Annotated in this window: 9 protein-coding genes and 1 pseudogene; 6 read left to right on the top strand and 4 right to left on the bottom strand. The window is 67.9% G+C overall.

The annotated features are described in order from the left end of the window. The coding region (locus tag GA0115259_RS09130) for a M4 family metallopeptidase (protein ID WP_093593524.1) at window positions 1–2,105 on the top strand (2,105 nt) is incomplete at its 5' end. Window positions 2,106–2,177: 72 nt separating this feature from the next. Here GA0115259_RS09130 and GA0115259_RS09125 read toward each other — a convergent pair. Further along, on the bottom strand, window positions 2,178–3,296 hold the full coding sequence (locus tag GA0115259_RS09125) for a TetR/AcrR family transcriptional regulator (RefSeq protein WP_093593518.1): 1,119 nt from the start codon (window positions 3,294–3,296) through the stop codon (window positions 2,178–2,180). Between the two features lie 116 nt (window positions 3,297–3,412). Between GA0115259_RS09125 and clpX the strand changes: the two genes are divergently transcribed. Next, entirely contained in the window at window positions 3,413–4,708 is a 1,296-nt protein-coding gene (gene clpX / locus GA0115259_RS09120; RefSeq protein WP_093593515.1) for an ATP-dependent Clp protease ATP-binding subunit ClpX, read from the top strand. Between the two features lie 100 nt (window positions 4,709–4,808). Next, window positions 4,809–6,695, top strand: coding sequence for a Na+/H+ antiporter NhaA (gene nhaA / locus GA0115259_RS09115; protein ID WP_093593512.1), 1,887 nt, complete (start codon window positions 4,809–4,811; stop codon window positions 6,693–6,695). Window positions 6,696–6,724: 29 nt separating this feature from the next. On the opposite strand, the gene GA0115259_RS09110 is transcribed toward nhaA, so the two are convergent. Next, window positions 6,725–7,558, bottom strand: coding sequence for an alpha/beta fold hydrolase (locus tag GA0115259_RS09110; protein WP_093593509.1), 834 nt, complete (start codon window positions 7,556–7,558; stop codon window positions 6,725–6,727). A gap of 275 nt (window positions 7,559–7,833) precedes the next feature. Here GA0115259_RS09110 and GA0115259_RS09105 point away from each other — a divergent pair, with 275 nt between their 5' ends. Then, complete coding sequence (locus tag GA0115259_RS09105; protein WP_093593506.1) at window positions 7,834–8,310, top strand: ATP-binding protein; 477 nt, start codon at window positions 7,834–7,836, stop codon at window positions 8,308–8,310. A gap of 161 nt (window positions 8,311–8,471) precedes the next feature. Continuing rightward, window positions 8,472–9,200, top strand: a complete 729-nt coding sequence (locus GA0115259_RS09100; protein ID WP_370747544.1) for a cupin domain-containing protein — start codon at window positions 8,472–8,474, stop codon at window positions 9,198–9,200. Window positions 9,201–9,276: 76 nt separating this feature from the next. On the opposite strand, the gene GA0115259_RS09095 is transcribed toward GA0115259_RS09100, so the two are convergent. Both GA0115259_RS09095 and GA0115259_RS09090 read right to left on the bottom strand, forming a co-directional pair. Continuing rightward, complete coding sequence (locus tag GA0115259_RS09095; RefSeq protein ID WP_161230326.1) at window positions 9,277–10,194, bottom strand: MIP/aquaporin family protein; 918 nt, start codon at window positions 10,192–10,194, stop codon at window positions 9,277–9,279. A gap of 298 nt (window positions 10,195–10,492) precedes the next feature. After that, the gene (locus GA0115259_RS09090; RefSeq protein WP_093593500.1) at window positions 10,493–12,868 is read right to left on the bottom strand and encodes a galactose-binding domain-containing protein; all 2,376 of its coding nucleotides are present in this window, start codon (window positions 12,866–12,868) and stop codon (window positions 10,493–10,495) included. 206 nt (window positions 12,869–13,074) lie between these two features. Between GA0115259_RS09090 and GA0115259_RS09085 the strand changes: the two are divergent. Further along, window positions 13,075–13,519: pseudogene (locus GA0115259_RS09085) on the top strand (hypothetical protein); the annotation flags it as partial.

Genomic DNA, 13,519 nt, shown 5'->3' with positions numbered 1-13,519 from the left:
GGGCGGAGTTGCTCAGGGCCGCCGCCAACGCGGCGCCCGCCACGGTTCGTTCACTGAAGCTGGGCGATCAGGAGAAGCTCATACCGAAGGATGTCGTCCAGGACGCCGACGGCACCCTGCACACCCGCTACGAGCGCGCCTACGCCGGACTTCCCGTGCTCGGCGGCGACTTGGTCGTCCACGAGCGCGCCGGCGCCCGTACCGTCACCAAGGCGTCGAACGAACCGGTCTCCGTGCCGACGACCAAGGCCGCTCTCACGGCCTCAGCGGCGAAGAAGTCGGCCCTCGCCGTCGCGGAGGCGGAGCAGACCGACGAGGCCGCTCCGGACGGAGCGCCGGAGCTGGTCGTCTGGATGGGCGCCGGCAAGCCCACGCTGGCCTGGGAATCCGTCGTCACCGGTGTCCAGGAGGACGGCACGCCCAGCGAACTGCATGTGGTGACCGATGCCAGGAGCGGTGCGCGGCTCCAGAGCCATGAGCAGATCCACGCCGGTACGGGCAACAGCGAGTACAGCGGCAAGGTGCAGCTCAGCTCGGTGCGCAACGGCGATGTCTACGAACTGACTGATCCTCAGCGCGGCGGCCACAGGACCTATGACCTCACTCTGGGCGGCTCCGGCAGGCTGCTGACCGACACCGACGACATCTGGGGCGACGGAACCACCGCCGACCGTCAGACGGCGGCTGTGGACGCCGCCTACGGCGCCCAGAAGACCTGGGACTTCTACCACGACCGGTTCGGCCGCAACGGCATAGCCGACAACGGCGTCGGCGCGTACTCCCGTGTCCACTACGGCGACGGTTACGCGAACGCCTTCTGGGACGACAACTGCTTCTGCATGACCTACGGCGACGGGATCGGCAACGCCCGGCCGCTCACCTCGCTCGACATCGCCGCCCATGAGATGACGCACGGTGTCACCTACGCCACCGCGGATCTGGACTACGAAGGCGAGTCCGGCGGTCTGAACGAGGCCACCAGCGACATCATGGCCACCGCCGCCGAGTTCTACGTCAACAGCGCCACCGACGTGCCCGACTACCAGATCGGCGAGCTGGACGACGTACGCGGTACGGGCGGACCGCTGCGTTATATGGACCATCCCTCCAGGGACGCCTCCGCCAAGGGCACCTCCCAGGACTACTGGACTCCCGAAACCGACTCGCTCGACCCGCACTTCAGCTCCGGAGTGGGCAACCACTTCTTCTACCTGCTCGCCGAGGGCAGCGGCGAGAAGACCATCAAGGGCGTCCGCTACGACAGTTCGACCTATGACAACAAGCCCGTCGCGGGCCTCGGTCTGCACAACGCCACCAATGTCTGGTACCGGGCGCTGACTCTCTATATGACCAGCGACACCGACTACGCGGGCGCGCGCGTCGCCACTCTCCAGGCCGCGGCCGATCTGTTCGGCAGGTCCAGCGACGCGTACGAGGCCGTCGGCAACGCCTGGGCCGCCGTCAACGTCGGTCCCCGCTACGTCAATCACATCGCAGTGACGGCGCCGTCCACCCGGGACGCGGCGGTCGGCCAGCCGACGAGTCGGCAGATCGAGGCGACCACCTCCCGGCCGGGCGCTCTGACCTACTCCGCCACCGGTCTGCCCGGCGGTATGTCGATCGATCCCGTCACCGGTCTCATCGCCGGTACGCCCACGACGGCCGGCGAGTTCACCACCACGGTCATCGTGAGGAACTCCGCGGCGGAGACGCTGAAGGTTCCCTTCACCTGGACCGTCCTCGCCTCCGGCGGTGACTTCTTCGTCAATCCCGCCCGGTTCGGCATCCCCAACTGGGGCGTCGCGACCTCTCCGATCATTGTCACCGGCCGGGAGGGCAATGGCTCCAGCGAACTCAAGGTGACGGTCCATCTCTTCCACGCCTTCGCCGGCGGCCAGGTGATCGACCTGATCAGCGAGGACGGTACGAGGATCCGGGTGAAGGACTTCATCTACGGTCCGGGCCCGGAGCTGAACGCGACCTACACCGTCGACGCCTCGGCTGTGCCCGCGAACGGCACCTGGACGCTACGGGTCGAGGACAACACGCCGGGCATCTTCACCGTTCCGCCGGGCTATCTGGACAGCTGGAGCATGACCTTCTGACCGCCTGCTGACCCAATTGCGTCCCGCGCCTTTCCACTGCACCTTCCCGCCACGCCTTCCCCGTCGCGCCGCTCAAGCGTCCTTCTGCCCGGCCGATGAAGCCGGGCAGGAGGACGCGGTCGCCAGGGCCGAGGTGACCGCGTGGCACGCGCCACGGCCGTCGGCGCACGCGACGATCCTGTCCGCCTCGATGCGGACGGCCGCCTCGGTCCCGTCGCTGACGGCGGACAGACCGGCCGCCGCGGCCAGGGCGCCCGACTCGTCGAACACCACCTGCACGCGCGGCCACGCCGAGGGCGGGAACGCCTGACGCAGACAGCGGCAGAGCTCGGCGACGGCCAGCCGCGCCAGCGGCGCCAGTTCATCGGGATCCCCGGTGACCAGGACCGCGGTGATACGGGTGCCGGGCGGAGCGGCCCGTACCGCCTCCTCGACGGCCTCCAGCCTGTGCAGTCCGAGGACGGCCACCACACCGTCGCCCGCGAGCAGCGCGGGCTCGCCGCGCACCGCGTCCAGCGCGCGCGGCGGCGACCACGGCTCGTCCGCCTCCCGCACCTGTGTGATCACATGCGTGGGCGGCCACCAGTCGTGGAGACCGAGGCCCGCGAGCTGCTCACAGGCACTGACGACATTGAACGGCTCGATGAATCCCGGCGCGGCGGCGGCCATCTGGTTCGCGCCGTGCAAGGTCGTGAGCACCGCCTCCGCGACCCGCACCAGGCTGCCGGCCGGTGCGCCGGAGGGCCGCAGCCCTTCCAGGGCGAGCCCGAGCAGGATCGCGTCCACCTTCATCAGCTGAGCGAACGGCCGTCGGGTCCGCTCCTCGGCGAGCACTTCGGGCAGCAGATACATACCGAGCCGTGGCATACCGTGCTGGTCGTCGACATCGGCGAGCGGCAGCCGGGCCACCCAGGCGCGCGCGAGTACACCGAGCGCCTCACGGGCCGTACGGCCGGGCTCCGGATGCGGCGGCTCCGGCGCACGCTCGGCGAGATCGGCCAGCACCGCGAAGTACAGCGCCCGTTTACCGGGAAAGTTGGAGTAGACCGCGCCACGGGTCAGCCCGGCGCGCTGGGCGATCCCGTCCACCTTGGCGTCCCGGAAGCCGTGCTCGGCGAACTCACCTCTGGCCGCCGCCAGCACCTTGGCGCGATTGCGCTCCTGCGCCTGTGCCCTGCTGAGCCGGCCCATCGTCCTCACACGTCCCCGCGTTGCTGTCCATCGCGCTTCAAGATACCGTGAGCCATTCAGATGTTCGCGTCATATGGTCGGAGCATCCGGATACAAGCTTGAGGAGATACTTCCGCGTGGCAGGCATCGGTGACGGCGGCACCCTGCTGAAGTGCACGTTCTGCGGGAAGAACCAGAAGCAGGTCCAGAAGCTGATCGCGGGTCCCAGCCCGGTCTGTATCTGCGACGAGTGCGTGGGGCTCTGCAACGAGCTGATCGCGGAGGACCTCGGCGCGCCCTCCGGCGACGCACCGGCGGATCTGCCGAAGCCGCGCGAGATCTTCGACTTCCTCGGGCAGTACGTCATCGGACAGGAGAGCGCCAAGAGGACGCTCGCGGTGGCGGTCTACAACCATTACAAACGCATCAGGTCGATGGACGCCCGGAGCGGGCGGCACGGTGCCGACGAGGCACAGGTCGAACTCGGCAAGTCCAACATCCTGCTGGTCGGCCCGACCGGCTGCGGCAAGACCTATCTCGTCCAGACACTCGCCAGGATGCTCGACGTCCCGTTCGCGATCGCCGACGCCACCGCGCTCACGGAGGCCGGCTATGTGGGCGAGGACGTCGAGAACATCCTGCTCAAGCTGATCCAGGCGGCCGACTACGACGTCAGGAAGGCCGAGACCGGGATCATCTACATCGATGAGATCGACAAGGTCGCCCGCAAGGGCGAGAACCGTTCGATCACCCGCGATGTCTCCGGCGAGGGCGTCCAGCAGGCGCTGCTGAAGATCCTGGAGGGCACGGTCGCCAGCGTGCCGCCGCAGGGCGGCCGTAAACACGCGCAGCAGGAGTTCATCCAGATCGACACGGCCAATGTGCTGTTCATCGTCGGCGGCGCTTTCGCGGGACTGGAACAGATCGTCGAGCAGCGCGTGGAACGCAAGGGCATCGGCTTCGGCGCCTCGATCCGTACCAAGGAGGAGCGGGACGGGCGGGAGGGACGGAGCGCCTTCACCGATGTGCTGCCCGAGGACCTGCTGAAGTTCGGGTTGATCCCGGAACTGGTCGGCCGGCTGCCGAAGCTGGCGACCGTTCAGCCGCTGGACCGGACCGCGCTGAGCCGGATCCTCACCGAGCCGCGCAACGCGCTGCTCAAGCAGTACCAGAAGCTATTCGACCTCGACGGAGTGGAACTGGAGTTCACCGAGGACGCCGTCGCCGCCATCGCCGAACAGGCGCTGCTGCGCCGCACCGGCGCCCGCGCGGCGCGCACGATCCTCGAAGAGGTCCTGCTGAATGTGATGTACGAGGTGCCGAGCCGGGACGATGTCGCCCGTGTCGTGGTCGACCGCGCCACCGTGCTCGACAACGTCAATCCGACGCTCGTACCACGCCGAGGGCACGAGCGCCGAGAGAAGTCCGCCTGAGCCCGACCCGTTTTTCGGACTGCCCGTTGCGGACCGACCGCGACCGGTCCCGGAGGGCCTCGTCAGGCGGTGACCGCACGGCTCGCAGCAGAATGGCCAGGTGACTGTCGATCCGGCGACGCCGCGCCTTTCCGGCCAGACCGAATACAGCGAGGAGATCCGGACGCCGCTCCGTGACTTCCTGCGCACGGAGACCGGCAGCGCCTCCGTACTGCTGGCCGCGGCCCTGGCCGCACTGGTATGGGCCAACACCGGGCCCGGTACCTACGCCTCGTTCTGGACGACGGATCTCTCGGTCCGCGTCGGCTCCGCCGGAGTCTCCCTGGGACTGCGCGAGTGGGTGAACAGCGGACTGATGACGCTGTTCTTCTTCGTCGTCGGCCTGGAGGCACGCCGTGAGTTCGACATGGGCGAACTGCGTGAGCGCAAACGGGTCGCCCTTCCGGTGATCGCCGGCCTCAGCGGCATGGTCGTACCGGTCGCGATCTATCTCGCCTTCACCGTCGGCGATCCGTCGGTGCACGGCTGGGGTGCCGCCATGTCCACCGACACGGCGTTCGCGCTGGGCATCCTCGCCGTCTTCGGCACCCGGCTGCCCAGAGGCCTGCGGGCCTTCATCCTGACCGTCGCCGTCGTGGACGACTTCGTGGCGCTCGGCGTCATCGCGATCGCCTACAGCGGCCATGTCGATGTGATCGCGCTGGTCGTGGCCCTCGCGATCTTCGGTGTGATCCTGCTGGTACGGGCCGCGGGAGTGCGCCGAGGCGCGGTGTACGCGGTGCTCGCGGCGGCGCTGTGGCTGGCCGTACTGGAATCCGGTGTGGATCCGATCGTCACGGGCCTCGCCATGGGACTGATCACCTCCGCCTATCCGGCGGCGCGCAGCGATCTGGAGCGGGCGTCCGGGCTGTTCCGGCTCTTCCGCGAGCAGCCCACACCGGAGCTGGAGCGCTCCGTACGGGCCGGACTGGCCACGGCCCTCTCGCCCAACGAGCGGCTCCAGCGGATGTACCACCCCTGGACGAGCTATGTGATCGTGCCGGTCTTCGCCCTCGCCAACGCCGGTATCACCATCAGCGGCGACCGGCTGGCGGACGCCTTCGGCTCACCGGTCACCCTGGGCATTCTCTTCGGCTATCTGCTCGGCAAGCCCGTCGGTATCCTCGGCGCCTCACTGCTGACCACCAGACTGAGCCGAGGACGGCTGCGCCCGCCCGTCGGCTGGGGTGCCACCGCGGCCGGCGGCACCATCGCGGGCGTCGGCTTCACCGTCTCGCTGCTGATCGCCACCCTCGCCTTCCACGGCACCCGGCTCGACCAGGCGAAGATCGGCATTCTCGCCGCCGTGCTCTGCTCCTTCGCCGCCACTTGGGTGGTCACCTGGGTAATCTGGCTGCTGCCGCGGCGCCGCCGGATCAGCGCCCTGCTGGGCAGGGCGGAGTCCATTGTCGATCTGTCGACACCTGTCGACCCGGACCGCGACCATGTACGCGGTCCGAGACAGGCGCCGGTGACCGTCGTCGAGTACGGCGACTTCGAATGCCCGTACTGCGGACTGGCGGAGCCCGTCATCCGTGAACTGCTCGCGGACTCCGGAGACGTCCGCTACGTGTGGCGCCATCTCCCGCTCACCGATGTCCATCCGAATGCCCAGCTCGCGGCCGAGGCGTCGGAGGCGGCGGCCGAACAGGGCGCGTTCTGGGAGATGCACGATCTTCTGCTCGACCACCAGGGCGATCTGCGCCTCGCCGATCTGCTCCGCTACGCGGCCGGGACCAGGCTGGACACCGACCGGTTCCACCGGAATCTGCGGCACCACAAGGGCGCCGCACGGGTCGCCGAGGATGTGGAGACGGCCGATATGAGCGGTGTTTCGGGCACACCCACCTTCTTCATCAACGGACGGCGCCACCACGGCGCGTACGACATCGAAGGTCTCACCGCGGCGGTACGCGCCGCCCGTGCGCGCTCCCTGCTCAAGCCCTGAGAGCTCAAGCCTCAGGTCTTGAGGACGGCCTATGCCTTGAGGAAGTCCATCAGGGCCGGGTTGACGATCTCGGAGTGGGTCCAGGCGATGTTGTGCGGGCCGCCGTCGACGGTGACGAAGGTCAGATCCTTGATGAGCCCCGGAAGCCGCTTCGCTGTGTTCGCGTACGGAAGGACCCGGTCGTCGGTCCCGTGCAGGAGCAGCACAGGCACGTCGATGTTCGGCAGGTCGGCGCGGAAGTCGGTCAGCCAGGTGTCGACGCAGGCGTGGGCGGCATGGGCCGAGATGGCCAGGGCCGTGTTGAAGCTGAAGGTCCATGCCTCGTCGCTGATCCGGGTGCCGCGGTACCGGTCCACGTTGTAGAGGTTGTTGACGAACTCCTTCATATAGGCCGGGCGGTCGGCGACGATGGCGGACTTGATGTCCTCGAAGATCGACCGGTCGAGCCCGTCGGGATTGTCGTCGGTCTTGAGGAGGAACGGCGGTATGGCGCCCATCAGTACGGCCTTGCTGATCCGTCCGGAACCGTACTTCCCCAGATAGCGCGTGACCTCGCCCGTGCCCATGGAGAAGCCGACCAGCACCACGTCGGAGATGCCCAGATGGTCGATGAGGACCTTGAGGTCCGCGGCGAAGGTGTCGTAGTCGTAACCGAATGTAGGGCGGCTGGAGTTGCCCGAGCCGCGCCGGTCGTACGTGATGACACGGTAGCCGGTGGCCAGCAGGACGCGCTCCTGCTTCTCCCAGGAGTGCCCGTCGAGCGGGTAGCCATGGATCAGGATCACCGGCTGTCCCATGCCGTGATCCTCGTAGTAGATGTCTATGGAGCCGGTGTTTTCCTGCCCGACGGTGACGAACGGCATGAGTGTGCCTGCTTTCTCTGCTCGGCAGGGGGCACCTACGGCATCGTCCGGGCCGCGCGGAACACCCGGCACCGGCCGTGCCGTTCGGATCGCCCCTGATGCTGACGCTTTGTCTTCCATGAAAACCCCGGCCGTCGGGGCCCGCCACCGGTGTGCTTTTCGCCGCGACCGGAGTGCGTCGGGAGCGGAGTGCATACCCACGGCGTGCGGGGGCACAAGGAAGAACGGAGAAGGGGGTCCCCCGCATCGCCCTCATCGATGCGGGGCAGGAGCGTATGAACGGACAGACCGTCATCGGTACGGCTCTGGCATCCCTGGTGGACTCCGTGCGGCCACTGCGCCTGGCACGGGAGTTCCTGGGCTCGCCGGGGTGCACGGCCGAGGCCCGTGGGCTCACCGCCCGTTTCCTCCAGCGGCTCGAAGCGGAGTGGTGTGCCGTGCTCGGCGACGGGAGGAGCGGCGATGTGCTGCTCGTCGTGAATGAGCTGGTCACCAACGCCGAGCGGCACAGCCGTGGACCGTATCTGCTGGAGCTGGAGGGCACGGACCGACGGCTGATCGTGACCGTGTACGACAGCAGTTCGACGCTGCCGCGCCGCTATGAGCGGGATCCCGGTCGGCTGGGCGGGCACGGTATGGAGATCGTCGACGCGCTGAGCGACCGGCTGGTCGCCGAACGGGTCCCGGTGGGCAAGCGCGTCCAGGCTGTGTTCGATCTGTTCGACACGGGCGGCGGCCGGCTTCCGGTCTGACGGAGCTCCCGACGGTCCGACGGAGCTTCCGGCTCCCGGAACCGTCCCGTTGACAGTGCTGTGCCATGACTCTACGTTCTGCGTAGAAAGCGCTTGCTGTAGGTGTTGCGCACCACCACCGTGAAGGCGAGGAGCTGGTGGAAACACACATGGTGACCCCGGTGGCGGGCTTCGCCGGGCTGCCCGGAGCCGTCGCCGTATCGCATCTGCGTGTGTACGACTGGGAGGCCGCCGACGGACTGCGCGGTGGTACACCGCATCTCCATCTCACCTGCTCCGAGGGATATGTGGTGACGGCGGGACAGGGAGCCGTCCAGACGCTCGGTCCCACAGGCTTCGCCGTCACACCGCTGGCGCCCGGAGCCCTTGTCTGGTTCACGCCGGGCACCATTCACCGGCTGGTCAACGACGACGGGCTGCGCATCGTGGTCCTGATGCAGAACAGCGGTCTGCCGGAGGCCGGGGACGCCGTGCTCACGCTCCCGCCGGAGTATCTGGCCGACCCGGAGACATACGCGCGGGCCGTCCGTATCCCCGAGGCGGCGGAGGCGTCCGAGGCGGAGCAGGCCGAGGTCGCGCGCCGACGGCGCGATCTCGCCGTCGAGGGCTTCACGGTGCTGCGTACGGCATGGGAAGCCGGCGACACACGGCCTCTGCTCGACTTCCAGCGGGCCGCCGCCGCGCTCGTACGCCCTCGGGTGGCGGGGTGGCGCGAGCGCTGGGAGGCGGGCGCGGCGGAGGCCGCCCGGCAGACCGGTGTTCAACTCGACCGGCTCGCCGAGGGCGATGCCTCGTATCTCACCGAGTCCCGGCTGTATGCCCGGCTCCCGGCGGCGCACGGCAGATTCGGCATGTGCGGGCGCCTCGACACCTACGACGTCCAGCTCTGAGGTCCGGTCCCAGCGGCTCACCCGGACGTTGGCGGGTCCGGACGTCGGCAGGTCGGCCGAGAAGCTCGGACAGGGCCTAAACGTCGGCGGCCGGGCCGGGCGCGGCGTCTCCGGCACGGCCGCCCTCCCGTCCTTCCATGACCTTGCGGCGGGCGTCGAGCACCTGTCCGATGAAGAGGTCGTAGACAACGGCTCCGACGAGTCCGCCGATCAGCGGGCCCACGATGGGGATCCACATGTAATGGCTGAACCATTGGAAAGTCCCGGGAATGGCGATGTCGCCCCAGCCCATGGTGTATGTCCACAGCCGTGGCCCGAAGTCACGGGCCGGATTGATCGCGTATCCCGCGTTCGTACCGATACTGAGGCCGATCGCGACAACGATGAAGCCCGTCAGGAAAGGGCCGAGATTGGACGCGGGAGCGGTGTTGCGCAGATCGATGAGAGCGAAGATGAGCATGACGAGGATGCCGGTACCGACGATCTGGTCCAGAAGCGGACCCCACCAGGAATTTCCGAAGTACTCGGCCGGAAAGGTGGCGAAAATCGAAAAGGTGGGGAGCGACTGGTCCCGGGCGATCCCTGCCTTGCTGTTGAACGCGTTGATGGCCCAGCTGTACATGCTGAAGACCACGGCGGCACCGATGAAGGCGCCCAGGAACTGTGCGCCCCAGTAAGGGAGAACCTTCTTCACGGCGAATTTCCTGCGTGCGGCGAAGGCGAGTGTCACCGCGGGATTGAGATGCGCGCCGCTGACACCTCCCGCGACGTAGACGCCGAAGACCACTCCAAGCCCCCAGCCGAAGCAGATGATCAGCCAGTTCGCGGCGTCGAAGGGCGTGGACTGGCGGCCCGAACCGGGAAGACCGGCGACGGCGACGGCGACCGATCCGCAGCCGAACAGAATCAGTACGAACGTTCCCAGGAATTCCGCGAGCAGTTCACCGGCGAGCCCTTCTCGGTAGCCGCGACGCTTCGTACTGGTGGCTGTCATTACGCCTCCTGCTTGCGATGGGTTCGGCGCGCTGTTCGAATGCTGAATCCCGCCGGAGGTACCCAGGAGTGGGGCCTTGATACGCGAGTGTAGGACCGTCCGGCAGAACACGCCCGGCGAGTGGTATTCACCGGCTGACTGTCATTCAGGGAGGCCGTGCAGGGCCGTACAGGGCCGTATAGGCCATTCGGGTGAGCGCTCCCGCAGGTAAGTGTTCCCGTATACGAGAACGCCCGGCCGGGGAGGTCACCGGCCGGGCGTTCCGTCTGTTGTTCACCGTGAGCTTGTTTGTCCTGCGCTAGCTGGTGTAGGCCTCCAGCTCGGAGAGCTGGGCGGCCGGCCAGCCGGTATTGGCCGTGAACGTCAGCCGCAGATAGCGGACCGCTGTTCCGTCCAGACTGATCGTCGCGGTGTTGCCGCTCGACGGATTGAAGGTGTAATTCGCCGATGCCTTCAGCGTGTTGTACGGGCCGGTGGTGCTTCCCAGCACGCTCAGCGTCTGTGTACGGGTCGCCCACGCGGCGGCCGGAGGAAGCTTCAGGACCACGCGCTTGACCGCCTTCGCGGCGCCGAGATCCACCGTGATCGACTGCGGGAAGGCGTTGTTGGTGCTTTCCCAGTAGGTGTTGGCGTTGCCGTCGACCGCGTTGCCCGCGTCGTACACGTCCGCGTGTCCCGACTCGGTCACCGGGCGTCCCTGGGCGAGATTGCCCGTGTCCGCAGGCGGCGTCGTGGGCGGAGTGGTGGGAGGCGTGGTCGGGGGAGTGGTCGGCGGGGTGGTGGGACCGCCCGGCACACCGCCGTTGGTCCACACCGGGTCGGGCCAGGTGCCCGTGCACGCGGGCGGATTGGCGTACCAGCCCGAGTTACCGGCGCCCTGAGTGATCTGGAAGCCGCTGCCGACACAGTTGTGGATCGGGTTGGACTGGGCGATATGGGTGGCGGTCACATTGGTGAACGAGGCCGTGCCCGGTGCCTGGATCTGGAGCGCGTACGTACCCGCGCCGTCGATCCTGATGTTGTTGAAGCGCAGCCCGTTCGTCGCGCCCTCGATCAGATGGATCGCGGCGTAGGAGCTGTCCAGCACCTCACTGTCGGTGATGTTGATGGTCGCGTTGATCGGCTCGTTGAGTCCGCTGAACCAGATCGCGCCGACGCCGAAGCGCCAGTTGTAGTCATTGTTGCCGGCCCGGATCAGGGTGTTGCGCGCGGCGGTGGTGACACCGGAGACCGCCGTGCCCTGACCGGAGTTGACGCCCGGATAGCGGTTGGCGATATGCAGCCCGCCGCCGTTGGTGATCGTGTCCGACATGACGTTGTCGGAGATGGTGATGTCCCTGCCGCCGTAGGTGACGATGTTGTTCGCCAGGATTGGCAGGATCACGGTGTTGAAGGTGAACTTGTTGTTCACATTCGGCACGGCCTCCGCCCACATGGCCAGACCGTCGTCACCGGTGTTGCGCACAAAGGTGTTGGTGACCGTCGAGTTGGTGACGCCCATATGGAAGTTGACGCCGTCGGCGGTCTGATCCAGGATCCGGCTGTTCTTGATGGTGAAGTTGTTCATCGGGCCGTCCATCCAGGCGCCGCACTTGGTGTGCTGCATCCAGACGTTGTCGACGACCGAGTCCGACATCGCACCACCGATGGCGTTGACCTGGTCATTGTCCACGCGCTCACGGATGTCGCCGATGATGGCGAAGTCCTTGAGGGTGACATTGCTGCTGCCGCCCGCGTTGGCGTACTTGCCGTACACACCGACGGCCTTGCTGCGGTTGGACGGATCGCGTCCGGTCAGCACGCTGTACCAAGGGCCCGCGCCGCGCAGCGTCACCTTGTCGACGATGATGTGGTCGCGCACCTGGAAGGTGCCCTGCGGTATGTAGACCTCTTTGCCCTGGGTACGGCCCGCGTCGACCGCCGCCTGGATCTTGGCGGTGGAGTCGACGGCACCGGTCGGGTCGGCGCCGAAGTCGGTGACGACGTCGAGGGCTCCGGAAGGCTTGCCGATCGGCGCGGCCACCTGCTCGAAGTCCGCCAGGTCGATGGTGAACGTCGGTGACGCGGCGGTCGAGGAGACCTGGAGCCTGACCTTCGTACCGGCCGGCAGAGTCGATCCGAACATGGTCCGGGTCTCGTCGTAGAAGTGGTGCGGGTTGGTGTCGCCCGGGTTGTTGTTGAAGGGATAACCGCCGTAGTACCAGCCGTACTTGGAGGTCACCGGCACGCTCTTGAGCGAGTTGCCATTGACCCGCAGGTCGATGTCGGCGTCCCGGCCGGTGCCCGCGGCGTTGTCGGGCAGCGAGTAGCGGAACGTCATCGCGTTCGCCGGAGCGGTGAGTGTGAACTCGACATACTCACCGGCCGCGTCGAGCGTCACGGCCTGCCGTCCGGAGGCTTCCGAAGGCAGCGTGCCATATAGGCGGTTGGGGCCGATCAGAGTGCCGTTGGTGGCGGCGTACTCCGCCTCCTGCTCCTTGAACGGCACGCTCGCGCCACGGCCCTGGACATCGAGGGGGGACGGCGCGGGGACCGCCGCCGCCTGGGCGTCGGGCGCGGTGGAGAGCACCACCGCCGCGGCCGTCCCGGCCACGGCGAGTGCGAGAGAGAGGGAGGCTGACAGACCGCGCCGGAGCAGACGGCCTCTTGGGGTTGGGGGGCGTGTCACAGACATACGTCCTTGCGGCTCGTGGGGACTCTGCGGACGCGAAAAGGCTAGAAGCGGCGCCGCAGGAAGTCTATGAATCTGCGCAAATTTTGAAGCTCAAAGCAAAAATCCTCGACCCGAGGGCATGTGTGCACACCTCTTGTCCGGTGCTCGCGCTCGGCCCTACGATGCTTGACGGGGGACATGAAACGTTTCAATCGGGAGGGGCCGCAATGGGTATGGGCTGGACGCGCAGAGGTCTTCTGCACACCTCGGTCATGGGTGCGGGAGCGGGAATCGCGGGCCTGGCCGCGGCCCCACCGGCCGCCGCCATGGAGAAGGGCGCTCGCGCCGGCCGGCTCCGTGTCGTACGCGCCACGGTCGAGTACGCCGAGCGGCTCCTCGGCACCGATGTCAGGGCCCCGCTCCTGTCCTGGGAACTCGACGGCGACGGCGACGGTGGCGAGGGCCGGGGCGCCGGCCGAAGTGGCGCTCGGGGCGCCCGCCAGAGTGCGTATCAGATCCGGGCCGCCGCCGATCCGCGCGACCTCGCGGCCGGCCGAAGGCTTCTCTGGGACACCGGCCGCGTGGAGTCCGACCGCGGTGTCGCCGTCCCGTACACGGGCCCGCCGCTGCCGTCCCGTACCCGCTGCCACTGGCAGGGCCGGGGCTGGGGGG

The organism is Streptomyces sp. MnatMP-M17 (genome assembly GCF_900091995.1).
Classification (GTDB): Bacteria; Actinomycetota; Actinomycetes; order Streptomycetales; family Streptomycetaceae; genus Streptomyces.
This window is presented reverse-complemented; position numbering and strand designations above follow the sequence as displayed.

Excerpts from the sequence above, each read along its gene's own strand:
- GA0115259_RS09125 (WP_093593518.1), bottom strand. The coding sequence starts at position 3,296 with ATGGGCCGGCTCAGCAGGGCACAGGCGCAGGAGCGCAATCGCGCCAAG.
- GA0115259_RS09110 (WP_093593509.1), bottom strand. The coding sequence starts at position 7,558 with ATGCCGTTCGTCACCGTCGGGCAGGAAAACACCGGCTCCATAGACATC.
- GA0115259_RS09105 (WP_093593506.1), top strand. The coding sequence starts at position 7,834 with ATGAACGGACAGACCGTCATCGGTACGGCTCTGGCATCCCTGGTGGAC.
- GA0115259_RS09095 (WP_161230326.1), bottom strand. The coding sequence starts at position 10,194 with ATGACAGCCACCAGTACGAAGCGTCGCGGCTACCGAGAAGGGCTCGCC.
- GA0115259_RS09090 (WP_093593500.1), bottom strand. The coding sequence starts at position 12,868 with ATGTCTGTGACACGCCCCCCAACCCCAAGAGGCCGTCTGCTCCGGCGC.